Origin of the sequence: Hymenobacter sp. AT01-02 (assembly GCF_000961955.2) — a bacterium.
In the GTDB taxonomy this organism is placed as follows: domain Bacteria; phylum Bacteroidota; class Bacteroidia; order Cytophagales; family Hymenobacteraceae; genus Hymenobacter; species Hymenobacter mucosus.
Genome location: NZ_JZIR02000050.1, coordinates 1 through 21,996, shown reverse-complemented (window position 1 = coordinate 21,996; position 21,996 = coordinate 1). Strand labels below are relative to the sequence as shown.

Annotated in this window: 22 protein-coding genes, 1 tRNA gene and 1 pseudogene; 7 read left to right on the top strand and 17 right to left on the bottom strand. The window is 56.4% G+C overall.

Annotated features, from left to right (window positions below; translation table 11 throughout):
* Positions 1–10 precede the first annotated feature (10 nt).
* Positions 11–82 (bottom strand) — tRNA-Arg (locus VI25_RS15345).
* Positions 83–230: 148 nt separating this feature from the next.
* Between VI25_RS15345 and VI25_RS15340 the strand changes: the two genes are divergently transcribed.
* Complete coding sequence (locus tag VI25_RS15340) at positions 231–722, top strand: organic hydroperoxide resistance protein (protein WP_045687961.1); 492 nt, start codon at positions 231–233, stop codon at positions 720–722.
* 90 nt (positions 723–812) lie between these two features.
* On the opposite strand, the gene VI25_RS15335 is transcribed toward VI25_RS15340, so the two are convergent.
* The 4 genes from VI25_RS15335 to VI25_RS15320 all read right to left on the bottom strand — a co-directional run bounded on the left by VI25_RS15335 (position 813) and on the right by VI25_RS15320 (position 4,308).
* The gene (locus tag VI25_RS15335) at positions 813–1,124 is read right to left on the bottom strand and encodes a hypothetical protein (RefSeq protein ID WP_152981651.1); all 312 of its coding nucleotides are present in this window, start codon (positions 1,122–1,124) and stop codon (positions 813–815) included.
* Entirely contained in the window at positions 1,073–1,693 is a 621-nt protein-coding gene (locus VI25_RS15330; protein WP_045687963.1) for a transglutaminase-like domain-containing protein, read from the bottom strand. Before VI25_RS15330 ends, VI25_RS15335 begins: the two co-directional genes overlap by 52 nt.
* Before the next feature lie 113 nt (positions 1,694–1,806).
* Positions 1,807–3,009: an ADP-forming succinate--CoA ligase subunit beta gene (gene sucC / locus VI25_RS15325; protein ID WP_045687964.1), complete on the bottom strand. Its 1,203-nt coding sequence runs from the start codon at positions 3,007–3,009 to the stop codon at positions 1,807–1,809.
* 171 nt (positions 3,010–3,180) lie between these two features.
* Positions 3,181–4,308, bottom strand: coding sequence for a glycoside hydrolase family 113 (locus tag VI25_RS15320; protein WP_161806955.1), 1,128 nt, complete (start codon positions 4,306–4,308; stop codon positions 3,181–3,183).
* Between the two features lie 226 nt (positions 4,309–4,534).
* On the opposite strand from VI25_RS15320, the gene VI25_RS15315 reads away from it, so the two are divergent.
* The 3 genes from VI25_RS15315 to VI25_RS27045 all read left to right on the top strand — a co-directional run bounded on the left by VI25_RS15315 (position 4,535) and on the right by VI25_RS27045 (position 6,413).
* The gene (locus VI25_RS15315) at positions 4,535–5,191 is read left to right on the top strand and encodes an ABC transporter ATP-binding protein (RefSeq protein WP_110979954.1); all 657 of its coding nucleotides are present in this window, start codon (positions 4,535–4,537) and stop codon (positions 5,189–5,191) included.
* 416 nt (positions 5,192–5,607) lie between these two features.
* The gene (locus tag VI25_RS27050; protein WP_236705078.1) at positions 5,608–6,117 is read left to right on the top strand and encodes a hypothetical protein; all 510 of its coding nucleotides are present in this window, start codon (positions 5,608–5,610) and stop codon (positions 6,115–6,117) included.
* A complete protein-coding gene (locus tag VI25_RS27045; RefSeq protein WP_236705077.1) occupies positions 6,114–6,413 on the top strand; it encodes a hypothetical protein in 300 nt (99 codons plus the stop codon). The genes VI25_RS27050 and VI25_RS27045 overlap by 4 nt, the downstream gene beginning before the upstream one ends.
* 44 nt (positions 6,414–6,457) lie before the next feature.
* On the opposite strand, the gene VI25_RS15305 is transcribed toward VI25_RS27045, so the two are convergent.
* Positions 6,458–7,024 carry a hypothetical protein gene (locus tag VI25_RS15305; RefSeq protein ID WP_045687966.1) on the bottom strand — a complete coding sequence of 189 codons (567 nt, stop codon included), beginning with the start codon at positions 7,022–7,024 and terminating at the stop codon, positions 6,458–6,460.
* Positions 7,025–7,347: 323 nt separating this feature from the next.
* Between VI25_RS15305 and VI25_RS15300 the strand changes: the two genes are divergently transcribed.
* Both VI25_RS15300 and VI25_RS15295 read left to right on the top strand, forming a co-directional pair.
* Positions 7,348–9,279, top strand: coding sequence for an ATP-dependent DNA helicase RecQ (locus VI25_RS15300; RefSeq protein WP_236705076.1), 1,932 nt, complete (start codon positions 7,348–7,350; stop codon positions 9,277–9,279).
* Between the two features lie 226 nt (positions 9,280–9,505).
* A complete protein-coding gene (locus tag VI25_RS15295; RefSeq protein WP_045687967.1) occupies positions 9,506–10,774 on the top strand; it encodes a cation:proton antiporter in 1,269 nt (422 codons plus the stop codon).
* Positions 10,775–10,888: 114 nt separating this feature from the next.
* Here the strand turns inward: VI25_RS15295 and VI25_RS15290 are convergent, their stop codons facing one another.
* From VI25_RS15290 to VI25_RS15250, 11 genes are all read right to left on the bottom strand, one after another.
* On the bottom strand, positions 10,889–11,569 hold the full coding sequence (locus VI25_RS15290) for a type 1 glutamine amidotransferase domain-containing protein (RefSeq protein ID WP_045687968.1): 681 nt from the start codon (positions 11,567–11,569) through the stop codon (positions 10,889–10,891).
* Between the two features lie 48 nt (positions 11,570–11,617).
* A complete protein-coding gene (locus tag VI25_RS15285) occupies positions 11,618–11,926 on the bottom strand; it encodes a putative quinol monooxygenase (RefSeq protein ID WP_052695108.1) in 309 nt (102 codons plus the stop codon).
* Positions 11,927–12,031: 105 nt separating this feature from the next.
* Positions 12,032–13,027 (bottom strand): NADP-dependent oxidoreductase, encoded by a 996-nt coding sequence (locus VI25_RS15280; protein WP_045687969.1) that lies wholly within the window; start codon positions 13,025–13,027, stop codon positions 12,032–12,034.
* A gap of 197 nt (positions 13,028–13,224) precedes the next feature.
* The gene (locus VI25_RS15275; RefSeq protein ID WP_173664796.1) at positions 13,225–13,662 is read right to left on the bottom strand and encodes an organic hydroperoxide resistance protein; all 438 of its coding nucleotides are present in this window, start codon (positions 13,660–13,662) and stop codon (positions 13,225–13,227) included.
* A gap of 40 nt (positions 13,663–13,702) precedes the next feature.
* Complete coding sequence (locus VI25_RS15270; RefSeq protein WP_045687970.1) at positions 13,703–14,155, bottom strand: MarR family winged helix-turn-helix transcriptional regulator; 453 nt, start codon at positions 14,153–14,155, stop codon at positions 13,703–13,705.
* 341 nt (positions 14,156–14,496) lie between these two features.
* A complete protein-coding gene (locus VI25_RS15265) occupies positions 14,497–14,796 on the bottom strand; it encodes a rhodanese-like domain-containing protein (protein WP_045687971.1) in 300 nt (99 codons plus the stop codon).
* A gap of 71 nt (positions 14,797–14,867) precedes the next feature.
* Positions 14,868–16,733 carry a T9SS type A sorting domain-containing protein gene (locus VI25_RS15260; RefSeq protein WP_152981650.1) on the bottom strand — a complete coding sequence of 622 codons (1,866 nt, stop codon included), beginning with the start codon at positions 16,731–16,733 and terminating at the stop codon, positions 14,868–14,870.
* Positions 16,734–16,926: 193 nt separating this feature from the next.
* On the bottom strand, positions 16,927–17,328 hold the full coding sequence (locus VI25_RS27040) for a PASTA domain-containing protein (protein WP_236705075.1): 402 nt from the start codon (positions 17,326–17,328) through the stop codon (positions 16,927–16,929).
* On the bottom strand, positions 17,325–17,711 hold the full coding sequence (locus VI25_RS27035) for a PASTA domain-containing protein (RefSeq protein WP_236705074.1): 387 nt from the start codon (positions 17,709–17,711) through the stop codon (positions 17,325–17,327). Before VI25_RS27035 ends, VI25_RS27040 begins: the two co-directional genes overlap by 4 nt.
* 181 nt (positions 17,712–17,892) lie before the next feature.
* Positions 17,893–18,147 carry a hypothetical protein gene (locus VI25_RS28560; RefSeq protein ID WP_316934341.1) on the bottom strand — a complete coding sequence of 85 codons (255 nt, stop codon included), beginning with the start codon at positions 18,145–18,147 and terminating at the stop codon, positions 17,893–17,895.
* The gene (locus tag VI25_RS15250; RefSeq protein WP_316934340.1) at positions 18,144–20,591 is read right to left on the bottom strand and encodes a D-alanine--D-alanine ligase; all 2,448 of its coding nucleotides are present in this window, start codon (positions 20,589–20,591) and stop codon (positions 18,144–18,146) included. The genes VI25_RS28560 and VI25_RS15250 overlap by 4 nt, the downstream gene beginning before the upstream one ends.
* Before the next feature lie 180 nt (positions 20,592–20,771).
* Here VI25_RS15250 and VI25_RS15245 point away from each other — a divergent pair.
* A pseudogene (locus tag VI25_RS15245) lies at positions 20,772–21,955 on the top strand (phosphoglycerate kinase).
* The last annotated feature ends 41 nt before the right edge of the window (positions 21,956–21,996 follow it).

Sequence of the window (21,996 nt, the reverse complement as noted above, 5' to 3'; positions counted from 1 at the left end):
GGCTTTTGAGTGGTCGCGCCAGGAATCGAACCTGGATCAAGAGCTTCGGAGACTCCTATACTATCCGTTGTACTACGCGACCCAGTAATGAAGGGCAAAACTAGAGAGAAAATGTCCTGCTGCCAAACGCGTAGCGGGTTTTTCTGCAAAATCCTATACTCACTTCAAGTAACCTTCCACGGCTCAGACCAGTTAGCATACCTACAAACTTTCCCTGAACCCAAATTTCTATGGCAAGCACCGAAAAAAAGACCCTGTATACTGCTGATGCTACGGCTATAGGTGGCCGGAGTGGCCACGTTCGTTCCGCAACTGGCATCATCGACCTCGACATGTCGGTACCTGAAGGGCTAGGCGGCAAGAAGGGCGCTACCAACCCAGAGGAACTTTTCGCAGCGGGCTATTCATCCTGCTTTCAACAAGCTCTGCTCGTAATTGCTCAGCGTGCTGGGGATAAGCTGGACCCACAAACGGAAGTGAAGTGCTCGGTTTCCTTGTTCCAGGAAGGCGAGGGGTATGGCCTGTCGGCAATCCTAGACGTAGATCTGAAGGCCTTTGACCGAGAAAAGACCATTGATATGGTTCGTCAGGCACACAAAATTTGCCCTTACTCAGTAGGAACGCGTGGCAACATGGAAGTAGAACTACGCGTGCAGGGCGAAGTCATTCCAGTAGACGCCGAAGAAAATGCTGGCGTAGCCGAAAAAGGCGGCGTACAATAGCACTGTAGGGTAGCATACTTTAGCTACTACATCCCACAGAAAAGGGCAGCGCACAATAGAGTGCGCTGCCCTTTTCTGTGGGGTATCGAGTTAACGCGTTTCTCGTTCGGCTAGCATCCAATCAGTTCCGGTAGGAGGGGAGTAGAACGTCGTGACGGAGTTAGTATAGTGCATATTGTGGATGGCCTCCGTGCGCTGAAAAATGACGGGCTTATGGGCAGCAACGGGCACTAGCATCAGGCCAGTGCGGGCCGAACGCACGCCATAGCGGTTGTCCATCACCGTATCGAAATAAAACAGGTATTGGTCAACCCATTTAAAGTACGGTTTGGCCTTGGCATCGGTGGAGGTTAGCACCGCGAGCTGCTCATCGTTGCGAAGAATTGCTTGTTGCAATTCCACGGCGTTGAGCGGGGTTTTGCCCAGCATCGGGATGATGTCAGCTTGGCTATCGACATAACCCACTTGCCTTGATCAGGCAGCCAAGCTTCGGTAAGTGCATGGCCAGCGGCCGAAGTACGCGTTTGCACATCAGCGGCTTTTAGATAAAGCGGCCGGGCTGGAATGCCGACGGCGTTGAAAGCAGCCGTGAGCACTAGGCCAAACTCCACACACTGTACCTGCTGGCCTAGCATGGATGCGTTCAGGATGGCAAAGGCATCCTGCGACTTAAACTGCTTATGGCCATCGTGGTCGAGGCGGTGATGCACCCACTGGCACAAGGCCCGTGCCCGGCCCAAATCGGTTGTTTCAGAAGCTATTACTGCCTCCAGTCCGTACATCTCCCGCAGGCGGGTGAGGTACGCCGTACTAGGTGGGCTATACTGAAACGTATAAGGAATTGGGTCGGGGGCGGTAACGTACGTTACCGGATTGTCGGCCGCCTGGAGTGCTAGTGGCTGTGCGAGACTTTGAACTACCAACAAAAAACCTGCAGTCAGCAGGGAAAGAGTATAGGTATTTCTTTCCATACAAGTAGGTGTGGTGAGCGGATCTTAACGGAGCAGTAAGCCAACAGGTTGGCCGAAACAATAAAAGGCCCGCCTAGTAGACTAGACGGGCCTTCCAAGCTACAAAAAAACTACTAAGCGCCTTGGGCAGCTAGCACTTCTTTTACTTTCTGAGCGGCATCCTTCAGCAGCACAGCCGAATACACTTTCAGGCCGCTCTCGTCAATGATACGGGCGCCTTCTTCGGCGTTAGTACCCTGCAAGCGCACAATGATGGGCACCTTAATGTCGCCGATGTTCTTGTAGGCTTCTACCACACCGTTTGCTACCCGGTCGCAACGCACGATGCCACCAAAGATGTTGATGAGAATAGCCTTCACGTTCGGGTCCTTCAGGATGATACGGAAGCCAGCTTCCACGGTCTGAGCGTTGGCTCCACCTCCTACGTCGAGGAAGTTGGCAGGCTCACCACCCGACAGCTTGATGATGTCCATGGTAGCCATAGCCAGACCCGCACCGTTTACCATGCAGCCCACGTTGCCGTCGAGTTTCACGTAGTTCAGGTTCGAGGCCGAAGCTTCTACTTCCAGTGGGTCTTCCTCGTTCGTATCGCGCAGCTCTACAAACTCCTTGTGGCGGTAGAGGGCGTTTTCGTCCAGCGTCACTTTGGCGTCAACGGCCAGAATCTTGTTGTCCGAAGTTTTCAACACGGGGTTGATTTCGAACATGCTGGAGTCGGTTTCGTCGTACGCTTTGTACAGGGCCGATACAAACTTCACCATTTCCTTCTGGGCGGGGCCCGTCAGACCCAGGTTGAAGGCAATCTTAGCCGCCTGGAAGGGGCGCAACCCCACGCGGGGGTCAATGTGCTCCCGGTGAATTTTGTCGGGATGAGCTTCGGCCACCTCTTCGATGTCCATGCCACCCTCGGTGGTATAGATGATTACGTTTTTGCCGGTAGTGCGGTCCAGCAGCACGCTCATGTAGAATTCCTTGGTTTCCGACTCGCCGGGGTAGTACACGTCCTGAGCTACTAGCACCTTATGCACCTTGCGGCCTTCGGCACCCGTTTGCTTGGTTACGAGCTGCATGCCAATGATCTGGCCAGCAATGTCTTTCACCTGCTCCAGGTTTTTGGCGAGTTTCACCCCGCCCCCTTTGCCGCGTCCGCCGGCGTGAATCTGGGCTTTAATCACGTGCCAGCTGGTGCCGGTATCTTCGGTCAGCTTCTTCGCCGCTTCTACGGCCTCCTCAGCCGTGTCGGCCACGATGCCTTCCTGTACGCGCACGCCGTAGCGCTTCAGAATTTCTTTGCCCTGATACTCGTGAATGTTCATAGAGGTCAGTTAAGAGGGGTTTCGGGGGTGGTATATGTACTGAGCGCGAAAGTAGGCAGAAATGAGTTGTGAGTTTTTGGTTTCTAGTTTCGGTACCCTAGTTTTTGCTGTTTGGCAGGCTTAGTGAGAGCCACATTTAGGAGTTAGCGAGGCTGAAAGGGCCCGTTTGCATTAGTTCAAAGGGCTATTATTTGCCAAACCACTCCGCCATAATACGCTCTGCTGGCTTGTGCTGGGGGGTGAAGTCAAGATGCGCCGCGCGGAGCCATCTGCCTGCAACCCCGGGTACCACTTCCACACAAATACGCCTTGCAGCCAGGGTCGGGGCCAGAAAGTTTCGAACATAGCAGCGTAGCAGGCCGCTTGCGTAGCCTCGTCGGGGGTAGCCGGTAGCGCGGTGCGGTCGGGCCACTTCCAGGGTTCAATGGCGGCGTCGGGCGTGGTTTTGTACCCAACTTCCGTAAAAACGATGGGCTTGTGGTAGCGCCGCTGCACGGCTTCTAAGCGGCGGCGAGGTTCAGCCCAGGCCTTTAGTAGGGCTTGTTTATCGGGGTGGTTGGTAGTGCTGAGGGGAAAGTAGGCCTGCACGCCGATAAAATCGAGCGCGTCCCAGAAGCGGATCTTCTCAAACTCTCCGCTCCAGTTAGCCGCGTACGTGAGGGGGCCATGGTACACCGCCCGAATCTGGCGAATCAGTTCGCGCCATTCGGTCTCGTGCTCCGTGCTGGCGTGTTCTAGCTCCGTCCCAATGCACAGCGCCTCCATGTGGCCTTGCTCAGCTAGAGCCGCATAGTGTAGCATGAACGCGGAGTAGCTGACAAACCACGCCTGCCAGTCGGCGCTGCTGGTCATGCGCACGTCGCCGGGCCAAGTGCCACCGGTGCGCAGCCACAAATGCGGTTTCAGTAGCGTACGAATCCCGCGCTGCCGGGCCCACTGGGCCGTACGAAGCAGCCCCTGGTCGCCCTCGCCCCAGAACCCGCGGCCGTTGGATGCGGTACGCACTCGGATTTCGGGCTTGGCAGCATCGGGCTGCCAGCCGAAAGGAGTTTGGGCAATCCACGTCACGTGGGCCTGCACTAGCGGCTCCATATCCTGAGCGGATAGGGAATCGGCGGCTACCCAGTTCACGCCTCGCATTCGCTCTGCCCGGGGCACCGCCAGGGTTGGCTGGGTAGTGGCGCTGGCGGTGCCGCGGAGTAGCCGGCTTCGGTACTGCCAGTACCGGCTGCCAGCCGCTACTGCTACCACTAGTAACAACCATAGCACAGGGTAACTAGCAGGACGGGGGACGAACATGGCAGGTAGCATGGTGGAAGAAAGGTAGTAGTTGTACCGGAAAAGCGCGCTACTACCCCACGCAGTTGAGGCAGCATGTTTCTAGTTGTGAAGCGAGGAGCCTGTTTCTGCCTGCGTACAACTAGTAGGAGCAGGGGATGAGGTTTCTGAGCGGCCAGCACTACCGCAACGGCCGACATTGCGTAGATTTGTTTCCCGTAGCCAGCTCACTTTATCTGTTTCGATTTTGCTGCAAGCCATTAACGTCCGCAAGAAATATAACACGCTGGAAGTCCTCAAGGGCATCGACCTGACGATTGAGAAGTCAGAAATTGTGAGCATTGTGGGCTCGTCGGGCGCCGGCAAAAGCACGTTGCTGCATATCCTCGGCACCCTAGATAATCCTGATTCCGGGGAGGTGCTTTTCGATGGAGAGTCGGTCAGCTCCCTGGGCCGCTCCGATTTGGCCCGCTTTCGTAACCGCCATATTGGCTTTATTTTCCAGTTTCACAACCTGCTGCCTGAGTTTACAGCCCTTGAAAATGTGTGCCTGCCAGCCTACCTCGCGGGGCGCTCGGAAAAGGAAACTCGGGTGCGCGCCCGCGAATTACTCGGCATGTTGAACCTAGAGCGCCGGGCCGACCACAAGCCTTCCGAAATGAGCGGGGGCGAGCAACAGCGCACCGCCGTGGCCCGCGCCCTTATCAACTCCCCCGAAATCATCTTTGCTGATGAGCCGAGCGGTAACCTTGACTCCCAGAACGCGCAGGAACTGCACCAAATCTTCTTCCTATTGCGCAAAGAGCTGGGGCAAACGTTCGTCATCGTGACCCACAACGATCAGCTAGCCGAAATGGCCGACCGTAAGATTACAATGAAGGATGGCAACATCTGGGAAGGGTAGAATGCTACAGGCGCTGTTGCGCTGGGTATAGTGGCAAACAGCTAAACAAAATCTTCCGTAGCACGTATAAAGCGTATCTGGGCCATGCTTAGATACGCTTTATAGTTTGACCATGGTAGCGCGTTCTTCTTGACCAGAACCGCTTAGCGAAACCCACTGGCTTGTTTTCCGGAAACAAGCCAGTGGGTTCTTTTTTGCCCGAACTATGGGCGGGTCTTACGCGTTTTAGAAGAAATTCAGGCCTGAATTCCAAAATCGTTGGGTGACTAATATTTTTGGAAATGTGTTTTATAAGTATCTGATTTTCAAAAATAAAAAATACATAAAAAATATACGATTTTTGCACCTTTTAGCTGCTGCAAAGGTTATACTCACAGAACACCAAACGGTACTACAGGACATAAAGGAAAGACGCCATGAGCGAAGCAACTAAGAACATCAAAGAGCCGGTTCGTAAGACTAAAGTGGAGAGCTTTGACATCTCGCGCTCCGACGAGACGCTGCACTTGGCGACGGACCTTGCTAAATTCATCAAAGACAACAAGCTCAGCACTACGGTGCAGGGCAAAGAGTTCGTAAACGTGGAAGGCTGGCAGTACGCTGGTTCGCGCCTAGGTATTGTGCCCATCGTGGATCATGTCATCAACGTTTCGACGGAGCAAGAAATTAAGTACCAGGCCAAGGTGACCCTGTTCGACATGAAGTCGGGCCACACGGTAGGTGCGGGCTTCGCAATCTGTTCCAATAAAGAGCAGGGCAAGAAGTTCTACCAGGAGTTTGCCATTATGAGCATGGCGCAGACGCGTGCCATTGGCAAAGCATACCGTAATATCTTGGCTTGGATTATCCGGGCGGCGGGTTACGAGCTACTCCAGCTGAGGAGATGGAGTATGGTGGCAACACGCCCACCGTTCAGCCTGCCATGACGGTAGCACCAGCTGCTACTCCAGCCCCGGCAGCGGCCGAAGCTCCGGCTGCTATGAAAGCAGTGCCTGCTGAGCCCGTAGCGGTAGTAGCAGAGTCTCCTGCTCCATCCTACGCTTCGGCTTCGCAGAAAGAAGAAATCATTCGCTTGCTGAACCATCCGGTCATCACGCGCCCAGAGAAAACTAAGATGCTGTTAAACATCAACCGTTTGGACGAGGAGCGCGCTACGCAAGCCATTGCCAAGCTTAAGAAAGCTATTGATGATCGTGAGAACGGTCAATCGGCGGCGGCCTAAGGTTACTGCGCTTACTGGTAATGAAAGCCTGACTTCTATTGAAGTCAGGCTTTTTTATTGTCTGTCATTTCTTCTGTTCTGCCCATACACAGACCCCCCCGTAAGCCGAGCTTTGAGGCTTCGGCCAGGGGCGCTGTAGTGCGGTGTTCTTGCAGTAGCTCTACCAGTTGGTGGGTGTTTTGTACGGGAGCACCTATGGAGTTGGGCGAATGAAACTGGGCGCCTTGCAACCAGCTACAGGCCGTAGCCGTGTCAGTGAAGCGCACCACAACAGGCGATGCTAAATTACCTAATGCTATATCGGTGTAGCACTGAGCACTCATGCTCGGGGAGTTCACCCAAGCAATAAACTTAATGCCACCCACTGCCACATAGGGCAAATACTCGTTGGCTAACCACGATGACACCTCGGCACTCATACTCAGTACATTGGTGTTGTCGTTGATAATTTTCGTGTATTGTCCCTGTAAAACGTAGTAAGCCAAGGTAGTGCAGCACTTTTGAGCCCGCGCTAGGGTAAGATGTCCGTGCCAGTCAGCATAGAGCCACTGGTTGTCCACATCGAGATAGATGGAAATAGCCGACGTTTCAGTAAGCAGCTGTAGACTCATGGGCTACGGGTGACCAGGTTGTGGAAAAGAAAAGGAGTGCGGAACTAGCAATACACCTGCAAAACAGCACCTAAGCAGGGTAAGCTGGACAACAATATATAGATGAGTTAATAAATATAAAACTAGATAACCTTGATTTATTTCTATTCAGATGAGGCACACACAGTACCGAGCACTTACAAAATTCAACACAGTACCCTGCCGCGGCTTTTAATGGCTGAGTCTGACTTGTAGCACAACCGTAGCGGAGGCAGGCGGCATAGTAGTAGTCCTGTCGGTTGCGGTTTACGCTAAGGCGGCGTTACCTTCGTAGTCCTCATATCTTGCGCACTGCCTTGTTACCTGCTACCGACGATATTTTGCACGTGCTGCGCCAAACCTGGGGGCACACTCAGTTTCGCCCGCTGCAAGAGGATATTATCCGGGCGGTACTGGCGGGGCAGGATACGCTGGCACTGCTACCAACGGGCGGCGGCAAGAGCATTTGTTTTCAGGTGCCCGCGCTGGCGCGGGACGGTTTATGCCTAGTTGTCTCGCCCCTGATTGCGCTGATGAAGGACCAGGTTGAAAACCTGCGTAAGCGTGGTATCAGGGCCGAAGCTGTGTACGCGGGCATGAGCCACCAGGAAATCGACCAGACCCTGGACAATTGCGTGTACGGGCCAGTGAAATTCCTGTACGTGAGTCCTGAGCGCCTGCTGACGGATATATTCCGGGCCCGAGTGGCTAAAATGAAGGTCCGCTTGCTGGCTATTGACGAGGCCCACTGCCTATCCCAGTGGGGCTATGATTTTCGCCCGCCCTACCTGCGTATTCAGGAACTGCGGGAGCTGCTGCCCGGCGTGCCCTGCATTGCCCTTACGGCTACGGCCACCGAGCAGGTGCGCGCCGACATTGTGGAGAAGCTGCAATTTGGCCCCTCGTACCAGGTATTTCAGCAGAGCTTTGCGCGGCCCAATCTGTCTTACTCTGTGCTGAGTACCGAAGACAAGCTCAAGCGCCTCCTAGAGGTAGTGCGCGGGGTAGGGGTTGACAAAACTAGCATTGTGTATGCGCGCACGCGCCGCCAAACGGAGGAAGCGGCTACGTATCTGCGGCAACAAGGGGTAGGGGCGGCTCCCTACCATGCCGGCTTGCCCAGTGAGCAGCGCACCCGCACTCAGCAGGACTGGATGCAAAACAAAACGCGCTGCATAGTAGCCACCAATGCCTTCGGGATGGGTATTGACAAGCCCGACGTGCGCTTGGTAGTTCACCTCGACGCCCCCGACAACTTGGAGGCGTACTATCAGGAAGCAGGCCGCGCGGGCCGCGACGAGAAGTACGCCTTTGCGGTGCTACTGCAAGGGCCCAACGATGCCGACGAGCTGCGCCGCCGCACCCAGCAGGCCCACCCGCCCCTCGATACCGTGCGCCGTGTGTATCAGGCCCTGGCCAATTTTTCCCGCACTGCCCTGGGCGGCGGCGAGTTAGTTGCCTTTGATTTCGACCTTCAGCAATTTGCCGAAACCTACCGCATTAAGGCCCTAGATGCCCATAATAGTTTGCGCACCTTAGAGCGAGAAGGATTTGTGCAGCTGAATGAGGCGGTCAATAACCCCGCCCGCGTCCACATCCCCATCGACCACACCGACCTGTACCGCTTTCAGGTTGCCAACGCCCAGCACGATCAACTCATCAAGAGTCTGCTACGCTTCAATGGGGGAGAGTTGTTTGCGGGCTTCCAGCGGATTTCGGAAAACAGCCTAGCCCAACATCTGCGCCTGAGTGTGGTAGATGTGCGCAAGATGCTCGTGTTCCTGCACCGGTCCGGCATCATCCAGTATCAGCCCAAGCACGAGTCACCGCAGGCCTTGTTCACTACTCCCCGCTTCGATGCCGACAAGCTACCCCTGGATCAAAAGCGTCTTACCCAGGCCCGCGAACTGGCCAGCCACAAAACCGAGTCGGTGATTCGGTACGCGGCGGGAGGGCGCTGCCGCCAGCAACTGCTGCTCGAATACTTTGGGGAACTGGATGCGCCTGCCTGCAATGTGTGCGACTACTGCCTGGCGCAGAAAAAAGCCCGGCAGGAGGCGGCCCCGGTACCGGAACTGCGGGAGCAAGTGCTGCAACTAGTAAAGGCAACACCTCAAACACCCCGGGAGGTGCTCACGCAGTTTGCGCCAGGGCAGGCGCAAGCCGTTACCGGGCTGCTGCGAGAACTAGTAGACTTGGGTGAGCTGCGCTACGCGGCCGATGGCCGGCTGGGGTAGCAAACACCGGGTAGTGAAGAGCTGAAAAGCGAACCAAAGTGCGCGGATAAAAGCAAGAGTTGGACAGTTGAGCTTGTAGCACAATGCCAGGAAGAAGTGTTGCTTAAACTGCTCCACTATTGGGTAGGGGTGCGGCTACCCCCGCCTGAATGAGTAGTTTTACCCTAGGCATGGTCTTGCCTGCCCTTCTTTTACGGGCTTGTTTACTCGGCTTCGTCCGCTACGCATGACTACACCCATTCTCATTATTCTCATTGGTTTTCTAATCTTTCTGGGTCATTACCTGGCCCAACTATTCGACCGTACCAGAATCCCCGACGTGGTGGGGTTGCTGCTGGTAGGAATCCTGTTAGGACCGGTTTTCCATCTCATAAATCCTGCGGCGTTTGGGCAGGCGGGGCGCGTGTTTTCCAACGTAGTGCTGGTCTTCATTCTCTTTGAAAGTGGGCTGGAAGTGCGCTTTGAGCAGCTTCGGTCGGCATTTCGCGGCACCCTGGGGCTTACCACGCTCAACTTCATTGTGACGACGCTGCTAGTGGCAATCCTGGCGCAGATCTTCGGCGGACTAGATTTCTTGAGTTCCTTCATTCTGGGCAGCATTCTGGGAGGCACGTCTTCGGCGGTGGTTACCACGCTGGCTCGTAAGGTGGATATCCTACCGCAAACTTCTACTACCCTGGTGATGGAGTCGGCCCTGAGCGACGTGTTTACGCTAGCCGTGCCCATTGCCTTAATCAGCTTTTACACCGGCTCCTCGTTCAACGTAGCCACCCTGTTCACCCAGATTCTCTCTTCCCTGATAGTTGCCATTCTCGCGGGTATCGCAACAGGCTACCTATGGTCGGTGCTGCTGAACCGGGTGCCTACGCTGCTCAAGACGCGGTTTTCCACGCCGGCCTTTGTGTTTATCCTGTACGGCTTGGTAGAGATGATGCAGTTTAGTGGCCCCATTGCGGTGCTGTTCTTCAGCATTACCCTCGGCAATGTGGCGCTGCTGCGGCCCTGGGGGCTGGGCCGCTTCTTGCCCCAGCCTACCGAGCACGTGGAGCTAACGGCCATGGAAAAAGACTTCTTCGCGGAAATCGTATTCCTGTTGCGCACCTTCTTCTTTGTGTACGTGGGCATGTCCATCGTACTGGATAACTGGCAGCTTATTGCCCTGGGTGTGGGCATGACGGTGCTGCTGTTTCTGGTGCGCATTCCCGTGGTACTCGCCACCACCGACCTGCGTACCCCCCAGTTCGACATGGCCTTTATGAGCGTGATGATTCCCAAGGGACTCGGGGCCGCTGTGCTAGCTACCCTGCCTTCTCAGCGCGGTGTACCCAGTGGCCCGGCCATCCAGACCATCACGTTTGCGGTTATTATGGCTACCACCGTGCTGTGTACCATCCTGTTTTTTCTGGTGGAAAAGCGCCGTATTCTGGGGTTCTATGCTCTGTTCTTTGGCCGAAACCGCCCACTAGACGCCGCCAGCTCAGCACCCCAGCAGTAGAAAAGCCTAGCCAGAGATACGGAGCTTGTCAGCTAGGCCTAGGTACCAACACAAGCGCCCCGGCTACTCTCACTTGGAGAGTAACCAGGGCGCTTGTGTTACGAAACGCGGGGCCTACTTGCGTAGTAGCTTAAGCAGCTCCTCGGCGGCAGGCTCCGAAGAAGCGGGGTTTTGGCCGGTAATGAGGTTATCGGTCCGTACCACATAGGGTTGCCAGTCGGCTACTTTGGAGTAGATGCCGCCGGCATTTTTCAGTTCATCTTCTACCAGAAAGGGCACAATGTCGGAGAGCTGTACGGCGTCCTCTTCGGTGTTGGTAAAGCCGGTTACGGATTTGCCTTTCACGAGTAAAGAACCATCGGGAGCCTTCACGTGGCGCAGAACTCCGGGCGCGTGGCACACGGCCGCCACGGGCTTGCCGGCAGCGTACATCTCTTCAAGCAAGGCAATAGAGGTAGGGTCCTCGGCTAGGTCCCAGAGCGGACCGTGGCCACCGGGGTAAAACACGGCGTCGTAGTCGGCTACTGCAATGGTGTTGAGCGCAACGGTAGTAGCAAGGGCCTGCTGGGCCTCCGCGTCCTGCTTGAAGCGTAGGGTAGCTTCCGTTTGGGCGCTGGGGTCGTCGCTTTTGGGGTCCAGGGGTGGTTGGCCGCCTTTAGGAGAAGCCAGGGTAAGGGTGGCGCCAGCCTCTTTAAATACATAGTACGGAGCAGCAAATTCTTCCAGCCAGAAGCCGGTTTTCTTGCCCGTGTTGCCGAGCTGATCATGAGAAGTCAGCACCAATAGAATACGCATGGTAGGAGAGGTTGAGGTGGGTATAAGGAGGGCGAAAAAGAAGGGCCCCTACGCCAAAAGTTTGTAGAGCGTCACCTTGCGCTCAGTAAGCAAGGGCACAATTTGAGTTGCTACCAGTTCTTTGTAATGGGCAGAGGCCACATGCGCTTCCAGGGCCGCCTGGTTGGCATACTGCTCATAGAACAGGAAGTGCGTCGGATCTTTGGGGTCCTGGTGGCCTACGTACTGTAGGTTGCCAGGCTCGTTGGCGCGCACCGCGGCCGCAGCTTGCTGCATCAGCTGGCGCACGGTTTCGGCATGTTCGGGCTGCGTGCGCCATTCGGCGGCTACGCAAACCACATCGGCTTGATTGGTCATGGGAAGAAGGGTGTACGTCCGCTGTAGCAAGCGAGTTTAAACCTATTAAACCGTTGATGACAAGGTTATAGGTGCAGGCCTAGTCCGCAGCAGAGAGTTCGGCTGTTAGGCAACTTTTACAATCGCTTTACCGGTGTTTTCGCCTTTAAACAGGCCAAGGAAAGCCGTCGGAATCTGGTCGAAGCCTTCGGTTACGGTTTCCTCGAATTGTAGCTTGCCTTGTTGGTACCACTCCGTAAGTTGGCGAGTACCTTCGGGCCACTGCGTATAGTAGTCGCTCACAATAAATCCTTGCAGCTTTGTGCTAGTCTTGAGCAGCTTGCCTTCGGGGCGTGGCCCTACAGGAGCTTGGGCGTCGTTGTAGCTTGAAATCTGACCGCAAAGAGCAATGCGCGCGTGTTTGTTGAGTAGGTCGTACACGGCATCCGTGATGGCGCCGCCCACGTTGTCGAAGTAGCAATCTACTCCGTTGGGCGCGGCGGCGGCTAGAGCCTCCGGGATGTTGGCCGTTTTGTAGTTAATGGCCTCATCGAAGCCCAACTGCTTGAGGTAGGCCACCTTCTCGTCGGAGCCGGCCGTGCCAATTACGCGGGCCCCTTTAATTTTGGCAAGCTGCCCTACTACGAGGCCCACTGCACCAGCCGCACCAGATACAACAACCGTTTCGCCGGGCTTGGGCTGGCAAATGTCGAGTAGACCGAAATAGGCAGTTAGCCCCGGCATGCCAAGTAAGCCCAAATAGTAGCTAGGTGGCGCCTGGTCCGTCGGAATCTGCTGGAGGCCTTTGCCGTCTGATAGTATGTACTGCTGCCAAGGCAAATTGCCTACAACCAGACTGCCTATGGGTAGGGTATCAAGCTGGCTTTCTACAACTTCTGCCACCACGCCCCCCGCAATAGGCTGGCCTACCTCGAAGGGGGCTACGTACGATTTGCCTTCGTTCATGCGCCCCCGCATGTAGGGGTCAACGGAGACATACCGCGTTTTTAGCAGTACGTGGTCAGCGGTGAGCGGAAGCGTTTCTGTGGTTTCAAAGCGGAAGTTCTCCGCCGAAGGCGTGCCGGTTGGGCGACTAGCGAGCAGGATGGTTTTGTTTTGCATAGGGTAGGCAGGTAAAAAGAAAACTGTCATTCTAAGCGGCTAGCAGGCTCTTGCGCTTAGGAGAGATGATAACCGCTCACCGGCAAGAAGGTCCTACAACTCAGCTCAGAATGACAGAATTCTGGTGGTACGATAGATGCTTTTCTCTCTGCACTGGTGATCTAACCGGCCGAAGGAGAGGAAGAGCAGCGCGCGTACTAAGCGGCGTTAGTCGTGGTATTGAGGGTCACATCAATGTTGCCCTTAGTAGCGCGCGAGTAGGGGCAAATGCCGTGGGCGGCCTCCACCAGTTGCTCGGCTTGCGCTTGTTCTACGCCGGGAATGTTTACGTGCAGGTCAGCTGAAATGCCGTAGCCCCCGTCTTCTGCCTTGCCGAAACCAATGAATGCTTCTACGGTCACTCCTTCCAGCTTTACTTTAGCTTGGCGAGCAGCTACGCCCAGAGCGCCCTCAAAGCAGGCAGCATAGCCAGCGGCAAATAGTTGCTCGGGGTTAGTCGCACCAGCTTTGCCTGGGCCACCCATTTCCTTGGGCGTGCTCAGCTCAACGTCCAGCACGTTGTTGGCAGTAGTGATGTGGCCGTCGCGGCCACCTTTGGCCTTTGCCTGAGCGGTGAAAATTTTCTCGATTTTCATGAGAAAGAGGGGATAAAAGAAAGTGAAAGAACAGCGCGGCCTAGGCCAGCTGGGTAAGTAGCGTATGTAGTTGCGTCCGCAAGGCCTCAAAATCGGCCTGGGGCATGTTAAGCTTAGCAAAAATCTGCTCGGGGAGCTGGCACGCCCGGGCTTGCAGGGCCTGGCCCGCCGGTAGCAGCCCAATAATCACCGACCGCTCATCGCGTGGGTCACGGCGGCGTGTAATCCAGTGCTTTTGCTCCAGGCGCTTAAGCAGGGGCGTAAGCGTACCGGAATCCAGCAGCAGTTTATCGCCCAGCTCTTTTACCGTTAGCTCCTGGTGCTCCCACAACAGCAGAAATACGAGGTACTGCGGATACGTCAGATCTAGCTCCTGAAGTAGGGGCTGGTAGGCTTTCGTAATCATGCGCGAAAGCGCATAGAGCGGAAAGCACAACTGATTTTCCAGTTGCAGCAGCGGGTTCACGGCGGTTGAGGGAATGGTATGTGTCATGCTGGTTGTGCAAAGTAACGCAGTATAGTTGTGTCAGGTTTGATTGTGCGCAATTAAATTTTGTAAAATTGTTCAATAGGCTGATTATCAGATAAAAATTATTCGCTGGTTTAGCAGATGGCCTTACTCTGCCGCGCAGTTCAGCCTCTTGCATTGCTTGTCCCTCTAAGTTAGTGGGATTCGGTACCACAGCTTCCTTCACCTTTGGCAGTTAGGCGCTAGGCATGCTTCAGCAAAATACAGAGCTATGCATTATAAGAAGAGCGAGCAACCTAGGTAGCTTACGCTGCCCAAGTTACTCGCTCTATTGTGCGGCGCAGGCCCAAAAAGCCTGGGCAGTGTTACCCTTGCTGATACGCCTGCATGCCACCTATGAGGTTGCGCACGTTCTGAAAGCCTTGCTGCGTGAGGTACGCCTTGGCCGAAGCCGACCGGCCACCACCTTTGCAGTGCACTACCACTTCCTGCTCCTTCAAGTCTTCCAAATCGTCAAGCTTGCTGGGTAGTTCTCCCAACGGAATGTTTTGGCTGCCAGCAATGCGGGCTTCTTCGTTTTCCCAGGTTTCGCGCACGTCAATGATAACGGGGGCAGTGCCATTTGCTTGGCGTTCTTTCAGTTCAGCCGTGGTGATGTCGTTCATGAATGTTGTGTAAAAGGGTGTGGAAGCACAAACATAGCGGGAAGCCCCGAAAGCAGAGCCGGGCGGCCTGCTTACTGCTGGCGTACGAGGCGCTTGGTTACAGTAAGACCATCGGGTAGGAGGAGGCGTACTAAGTACACGCCGGCGGGCAACTGCCCTAGATCCAGCGTTGCTTGTCCGGCCTGCGCAACGGGCTGTTCCCAAACCGTGCGCCCCAGGGCATCGAGCACCAAGGCGTGAGAGTAGCGGCCTTCTACCTGCACGTGGCCATCGGTAGTGGGGTTGGGGTAAAGGCTGTAGTAAGCAGCTACGGCAGCTGGTGCAGTAGCCGTCGTAACGGTATTGCCCATCACGGGGCGCAGCATTACGGCCCCGGCCGTGCCTGCCTGCACCAACGATACAGGGCCCCACGCATTGGCCGTGTTCAGGAAAAAGGCTCCCGCGGGCGAGGCGTTGTTGAGGTCTACTCCAAACTCCACAAACTGCGTGGATGAACCCTGCCCGTAACCAGCGTAAAAGCGCGTACCCACGGCAACAGGAGCGTCGAAGCGTACCTCGACAAACTGCTGAGCTGCTGCCTGGGCCGCCGTTATCTGAGTGCTTTTGCTGGCTTTGGGGGAAGCGGCCGGGCTACCATTGTTGTCATCCCAAATGTTGACGGTGATGGTGCGGCCCGCCGATGTAGGAAAGGGGTAAATGAGAATGGCCCGCACGAAGTCAGCGCCGTTCAAATCAAAGCGGGTCGCGTAGTAGGTTTGAGGACCACCAGAGCTGATGGGCAAGCTGATGCTGGCTTCGGGCGTACCGTCGTCGTAAGCGTAATAGTCAGCTAGTTCAGTGACGCGCGAAATCGTATCGTTGCGTAGCGTGAGCGGGTTGGTTTCGTTGGTGATCAGCGTGACGCGCTGCCGCAGCTGCCGGGCCGCAGGCAGGTTGCCAGGTGCGCCCAGCCGAATATCGCCTCGCACGGGCACTTGTCGTCCCTCCAGCCCCGCCGATAAGGAAGCGCCCCCCGTGAGATACTGCCGGGTAGGGCCGCCAGGCAGCACTTCTAGCGTACCCGTCCAGGTAATGGGGGTAGGAGCGGGGCCCGGGTCTAGGTTATTGGCTGTGGTACCTGCTTGGTCGTTTAGCTCCTGGGTGGGATTCAGGTTGAATTGCTGCCACGGCATAGCCGCGTACCGCTTAAGGGCGCTGGGCAAGGCCCGGCTGGTTGCAATGTCGCGGAAGGTTGAGTCGGTTGCGGTGCGGTTGCGGTCCAGGCGTACGTAGTCTATACTCCATGCGTCGCGGGAGTTATACTGGCTCCCAATGGTGCGAATCCGAAACTGAAAGGAGCCGTGCAAGTAAGCTGCTTGGTTGACGGGCAGCGCCTTAAAGCGGAAGATGCTGGTGTCGCCCTGGCTGCGCAGCCCCCACACCTGGGTCCAGTTGCCCGCTTCGTCCTTAAAGTCAACGTACAGCCCAATCGCCCGCGACGTGCTGGCGCTAAAGGGCGGCCCGAAGATGGAACCTGCCTGCCAGTAAAAGCTCAGGAATACGTTGTCGGCGGGGGTAAGGCCGCTTAAATCAATGGGCTGCGAGATAAGCGAGTCGGTGTTGCCAATGGAGGCCGTGCTGTTGTAGGGTGCGCCCCTGCCATTGAGGCCATCGAGGGTGGCTGCATTGCGAGACGGTGGGCGCCGTGGAAAGCGGTTGTTTACCAGGGTGCCGCCCGCTGCTTGCCACCGCTCAATTGTGGGGCTACCTTCCCGCTGGTCCGAGAAGTCATCGAAGAAAGGTAACGCCAACGCCTGCGTGCGCCGGGCCACCGGCGTCTCTACGGGCTGCACTGGGGCCGCAGGCAGGGGCCGCAGCAACTGGCCGTAGCTGGCGCCAGACAGCAAGCTTAGCCCCATAGTAGCACTAGCAAACACAAAGCGTAATAGATGATTCATACGCGTAAGGATGGTTTTAGCGGAAGAAAATAAGGCACTGCGCTCCAGTGCCCCAAAGTAAACGCCTACTTGGTAGGGCACAGGTCGGCGGTAGCCACCTACTATACTCTCCTCAACGAAAAAAGGTCCGCTGCCAATACAGCGGACCTTCGATACCGGGTTCACAGTAGGTTAGAAGCGCCGGAGCAGAACGTTATTGCACGTCCTTCACCGGGGCTTGGCCCGCCACCCATAAGTCTACAAGCTGACCCATGCGGATGGTGGCGCCGGGGCCTGGCACGGGGCGCTGCTTTACTACGGTGCCATCCGTTTGGCCTTCCTCGGGCTCCTGGTAGAAGATTTCACCTACTTGCAAGCCTTGGCCTGCCAGCAGGGTAGTTGCTTCATCAACTGGCATGTTTACTAGATTTGGCACGGGGAATTCCTGGTTGCCCAGGCCATCACCTACTTCTAAGTCTACCTTGGTGCCCTTGGCAATGGCAGAACCAGGCGTGATTTCCTTGCCACCCACAAACTGCTTCAGCACCTCATTCTGGCGCAGATCAGGCACTAGCTTGATTTGTCCAATCACTAGGTCATAGCTTTTCAGAATCATCTGGCGTTCTTCACCGAGCCGTCCGTGAGCTTGGGCATCTTAATCACCGGCGGGTTCTTCATAGCCACCGAAATGTAGATTTTGCGGCCCTCCTTTACCTTCTCGCCAGCCTGGGGCTCCTGGGTCAGTACCGTGCCCGGCCGGATGCTGGCCGAATAGCTGCTGTCGTCCACGAAGAAGGCCAAGTCCCGCTCGTCCAGGTAGTCTTCCAGGTCGCCCTGGTTCATGCCCGTAATCTTGGGTACCACAATGGTTTCGCCGTGGTTCGTGGTGATGGGCAAGTACACGTAGAAGAACCCGAACACAAGCGCAGCCGCCGCCACCAGAATGATTACCACGTGTTTAACGAGGTCAGCGGGCGTATCGGATTTAAAGAAGGACATTGAGGGAAAGCTAATGGTTGGAAGCTGGCGCGCCAGCCAAGACAAAACTAGGGATTAGAATACGAGAAGCTAGTACTCCGCCTCGGTAGGAGGGCCCAGAGCAAGTAAAAGACCAGCAGTAGAAACACACCAGCTACCTATTTCCAGGGCCCTTTCCCCTTGGAGGAAGGGCCCTGGAATATTACCCTTGCACCGTTGCCTTCTCGTTGCGTTGCTTTCCAAACTCCAGAATCTGGTCGATAAAGTCGTAGGGTGTGTAGCCGGCCAGGGCCGTTTGGTGGAAGATGCACGTAGCGGGCGTCATGCCCGGTAGGGAGTTTACCTCAATAATGAGTACCTCCACGGCTCCGTTCTGGCGCACGCGCACGAAAGCATCAATGCGAGCGTAACCCTGAATGTTCAGCACCTCGGCCACGCGGCGCAGTTCCCGCTTCACTTCTTCCGAAATCCGCTGGCGCTCTTGTAAGTCGGCAGCGTAGCGCGCCGGCGTAATATTCTGCCTTCGCCCGCCAGAAACTTCTCTTCCAAGCTCAGAACCTCACCGGTAGCCAAAGCTTCGGAAGCCTCGAATACCTCAATTTGCAGTTCGCCATTGTCGCCCCAGTGCGTGAGCAGGCCGCCCGTCACTTCCAGGAAGTGAGCGGCTCCGTCGCGGTCAATGAGGGTTTCTACCAGGAAGGCATCCTTCTGCGGGAATTCTTCCTTGAAGCCCAAGCTCAGGGTAGTCGCCTCGGCGGGCATCAGGCTTTCCTGGTCGCGGAAGATGAGGCGGGTGAAAGCTTCCAGCTCCGCCCGGTTCTTGATTTTCTTTACTGCCGACGAGCAGCCATCATCGGCGGGCTTAGCAATGAAAGGGTAGGGGAACTGGGTTTCGAGGCTGCGGTAGAAGCCTTCGGCATCGGCCTGCCACTCCAGGCGGTTGGCCATGCGGTGTTCCGCTACGCGCAAGCCAGCCTCACGCAGACGGCGGTTGGTTTCAAACTTGTTGATGGTAATAGAGCTGCTGTCCACGCCCGAGCCGTTGTAGGGCAGGCCGTACGATTCCAGTTCTCGTTGCAGCGCACCGTCCTCGCCCGGCCGACCGTGCAGGGCAATGAACACCTCATCGACCATGCCCGCCAACTCCTCAAACGTCACGCGCCGGGGCTGGGCCGTGGGCTGCCCGGCATACGTGCTGGTGATAGCCTGAGCCTCGTGGCGAATCCGCTCTAGAATGGGGTGCAGGCTGTGGCCCGCTTCCTGGTGCTCTACCTTTTCGCGAATGTCGTCGGCGTTATCCTTGAGCATCACGTTGATAGGTAGCACGTAGAGGCGGAACTCCTGGCTGTTGCCAGTCAGGAACACAGGTACGGGCTCGTACTTCACCGAGGAAGCCAGCTTCTCGTAAATATTGCGGCCGCTTTCCACCGAAATGTGGCGCTCCGAAGAGTAACCACCCATAATGACGGCCACCTTGGTGCGCTGGCGCTCCTCGCTGGCGCGGGCAGCTACGGCATCATCTAGTTGCGTAAGCAGCGCCGCCAGCTTCACCGGGCGCAGGCCAGCGCGGCGCCGCGCGGCCAGGGAAGTGCGAATCAGGTAAGTAAGGAACTGCGACGGGTTAAGCCCAATTTCTGCCGCTTGATGGAAGAAAAATGAAGCCGGCAGCATACCCGACGTCGTGTTGGGGTCGTTCAGAAACAGCTGGCCGTCGGGACCAATGAAGCCGTCGAGACGGGCATACACTTGGAAACCAAAGGTGCGGAACATTTCCTCACAGGCTTCACGAATACGCTGAATTTCGGCCTCCGGCAAGTCAATGGGCGTAACTTTACGGGAAAGGCCCGGCAGGTACTTGGAGCGGTAATCGAACATCTCCTCACCCTTCACAATTTCGGTGGGCGGCAGGGCTAGGGGCTGACCGGTGGGGTCTTCCACTACAATGCACGAAAACTCGCGGCCCTGTACGAAGCTCTCTACCAACACCTGGGTTTCACCTTCCACGCTGGTGAGGCGCACGGCCTCCGCCGTTTGGAGTCGCTCGTTCAGGGTGCGGAGCAGTTGCTCGGGTTGGTAAATCAGCTCGGGCTCGTCGTTGAGCACGACGGGTAAGCCTATACCCTCGCGGATGTCTACTAGCTGCTGCAGCCACACAATCTTCTTGTGCTCGGCTAGGCCTTGCCATTCGGCCTGGGTTACCGTTTTGCGGAACAGGCTTCGCTCAATGGCGGCTGCAAATTTGGCTACGTCGGCTTCGCGCAGAATGCTAACGCCAATGCTGCTCCCCTGGCGCGGGGCCTTAAATACCAGCGGCAAGCCCAACTCACGCGTCAGGTAGCTGAGGGTAGCCTGCGGGTCAGCCGCGTCCCACTCTTCGGCCGTAATTTGGCGGAAGTCGGGGGTAGGGCGGCCCAGGGCCTTAAGCAGCTTTTTCTGCGCAATTTTATCAATGCCGAAAGCCGAGGGCAGAATGCCGGAGCCGGAATACGGCACGCCATACCACTCCAGCAAGCCCTGAATAGCTCCGTCCTCGCCCGCCGGCCCGTGCAAGGCCAAGAAGGCAAAGTCAATGAGTTGGGGCAACTCGTGGGGTAAAATGCGCCGGCCCACTTCCGCAATAATGCGGTCTTGGTCCTCCACGCTCAGGTCGCCCAGGCTTTCCAGGTACATCTGCACGGGCAGCTCCGTGCGCGGCAGCGCCGACACGGGCGGATAGAAGTCGCGGATGGTGCCTTTATAGATGTAGTGCCAGTCGAGCAGAATGAAGTTGCCGCGGCTGTCCACAAATACGGGCACGGCCTCAAATAAGGCTTTGTCCAGGTTATCGTATACGGTGCGGCCGCCCGCAAAGGAAATTTCCCGCTCACGCGACGGGCCGCCGAAGAAGATGCCAATTTTCATAGGTAGTGCAAAGGTAGTATTTCGGGAGGTGATGGGGTAATGCCAGCACCAACTGACCAGCATATAACAAACTGCCGTACCCTATGTCTACGCTGCTAGCGGCCGCAATACGCAGCTACGGCATCACTTCATTACCCCAAACTCTTACCTTCGCCCCATCCCAAACCCCAATTCCATTCCATGAAAACCCTCGATCAGTACAACTTCGCCGGCAAGCGTGCGTGGTGCGCGTGGATTTCAACGTGCCCCTCGATAAAAGCTTTACCATCACCGACGACACGCGCATTCGGGCCGCTACGCCCACTATCAAGAAGATTTTGGCCGATGGTGGCGCCGTAGTGCTCCTCTCGCACCTGGGCCGGCCCAAGGGTGGCCCTGAGGAAAAGTACTCTCTAAAGCACATTTTGCCGCGCCTCGGTCAGGAGTACGGCCAGGAAGTGCAGTTTGCCGATGATGCCCTGCAAGCCGAGGGAAAAGCGCAGGCGTTGCAAGCTGGCCAGGTGCTGTTGGTAGAAAACGTGCGTTTCTACGGCGAGGAAGAGAAAGGTGATGCTGCCTTCGCAGAAAAGCTCAGCAAGCTCGGCAACGTGTACGTGAATGACGCCTTCGGAGCGGCGCACCGCAAGCACGCCTCCACCGCCGTTATTGCCGATTCTTTCGCCCCTGAGGACCGCGTAGGCGGCTACCTGCTAAAAGGCGAGCTGGACAACGCCAAGAAGGTGCTGGAACAGGCCGAGCGCCCATTCACCGCCATCATGGGCGGCGCCAAGATTTCGGACAAGATACTCATCATTGAAAAGCTGCTCGACAAGGTAGACAATCTGCTCATTGGTGGGGGTATGGCTTATACCTTCGCCAAAGCGCAGGGCGGCGAAATCGGCAATTCTCTCCTGGAGGCTGACAAGCAAGAGTTGGCCCTCCAACTCATTGAGAAAGCCAAAGCCAAGGGCGTAAACCTGGTGCTCCCTACCGACAGCGTTATTGCCGACAAATTTGCCAACGACGCAGCCACGCAGGTAGCTGCCAACGGTCAGATTCCGGCCGGTTGGATGGGTCTGGACCTCGGCCCGGAGTCAACCAAAGCCTTTACGGACATCGTGCGTCAGTCGAAAACCATCCTGTGGAATGGCCCGATGGGGGTGTTTGAGATGAGCAACTTTGCTACCGGCACGGAAGCGGTGGCCCAGGCTATTGCCGATGCCACCCAAGCCGGAGCCTTCAGCCTCATCGGCGGCGGCGACTCGGCCGCTGCTGTCAACCAGTTGGGCTTCTCGGAACAGGTATCCTACATCAGCACAGGTGGCGGTGCCCTGCTGGAATACATGGAAGGCAAGGAACTGCCCGGCGTAGCTGCCCTAGGTTAGTACCAGTCCACCTAAAAAAGGCCGGTCGGGGCTGGCTGATG

Bases quoted from the DNA above. Each gene is read 5' to 3' on its own strand.
- VI25_RS15340 (WP_045687961.1), top strand. From the start codon at position 231: ATGGCAAGCACCGAAAAAAAGACCCTGTATACTGCTGATGCTACGGCT.
- VI25_RS15330 (WP_045687963.1), bottom strand. From the start codon at position 1,693: ATGGAAAGAAATACCTATACTCTTTCCCTGCTGACTGCAGGTTTTTTG.
- sucC (WP_045687964.1), bottom strand. From the start codon at position 3,009: ATGAACATTCACGAGTATCAGGGCAAAGAAATTCTGAAGCGCTACGGC.
- VI25_RS15320 (WP_161806955.1), bottom strand. From the start codon at position 4,308: ATGTTCGTCCCCCGTCCTGCTAGTTACCCTGTGCTATGGTTGTTACTA.
- VI25_RS27050 (WP_236705078.1), top strand. From the start codon at position 5,608: ATGAGCGAAGCAACTAAGAACATCAAAGAGCCGGTTCGTAAGACTAAA.
- VI25_RS27045 (WP_236705077.1), top strand. From the start codon at position 6,114: ATGACGGTAGCACCAGCTGCTACTCCAGCCCCGGCAGCGGCCGAAGCT.
- VI25_RS15305 (WP_045687966.1), bottom strand. From the start codon at position 7,024: ATGAGTCTACAGCTGCTTACTGAAACGTCGGCTATTTCCATCTATCTC.
- VI25_RS15295 (WP_045687967.1), top strand. From the start codon at position 9,506: ATGACTACACCCATTCTCATTATTCTCATTGGTTTTCTAATCTTTCTG.
- VI25_RS15290 (WP_045687968.1), bottom strand. From the start codon at position 11,569: ATGCGTATTCTATTGGTGCTGACTTCTCATGATCAGCTCGGCAACACG.
- VI25_RS15285 (WP_052695108.1), bottom strand. From the start codon at position 11,926: ATGACCAATCAAGCCGATGTGGTTTGCGTAGCCGCCGAATGGCGCACG.
- VI25_RS15280 (WP_045687969.1), bottom strand. From the start codon at position 13,027: ATGCAAAACAAAACCATCCTGCTCGCTAGTCGCCCAACCGGCACGCCT.
- VI25_RS15275 (WP_173664796.1), bottom strand. From the start codon at position 13,662: ATGAAAATCGAGAAAATTTTCACCGCTCAGGCAAAGGCCAAAGGTGGC.
- VI25_RS15270 (WP_045687970.1), bottom strand. From the start codon at position 14,155: ATGACACATACCATTCCCTCAACCGCCGTGAACCCGCTGCTGCAACTG.
- VI25_RS15265 (WP_045687971.1), bottom strand. From the start codon at position 14,796: ATGAACGACATCACCACGGCTGAACTGAAAGAACGCCAAGCAAATGGC.
- VI25_RS15260 (WP_152981650.1), bottom strand. From the start codon at position 16,733: ATGAATCATCTATTACGCTTTGTGTTTGCTAGTGCTACTATGGGGCTA.
- VI25_RS27040 (WP_236705075.1), bottom strand. From the start codon at position 17,328: ATGATTCTGAAAAGCTATGACCTAGTGATTGGACAAATCAAGCTAGTG.
- VI25_RS27035 (WP_236705074.1), bottom strand. From the start codon at position 17,711: ATGTCCTTCTTTAAATCCGATACGCCCGCTGACCTCGTTAAACACGTG.
- VI25_RS15250 (WP_316934340.1), bottom strand. From the start codon at position 20,591: ATGAAAATTGGCATCTTCTTCGGCGGCCCGTCGCGTGAGCGGGAAATT.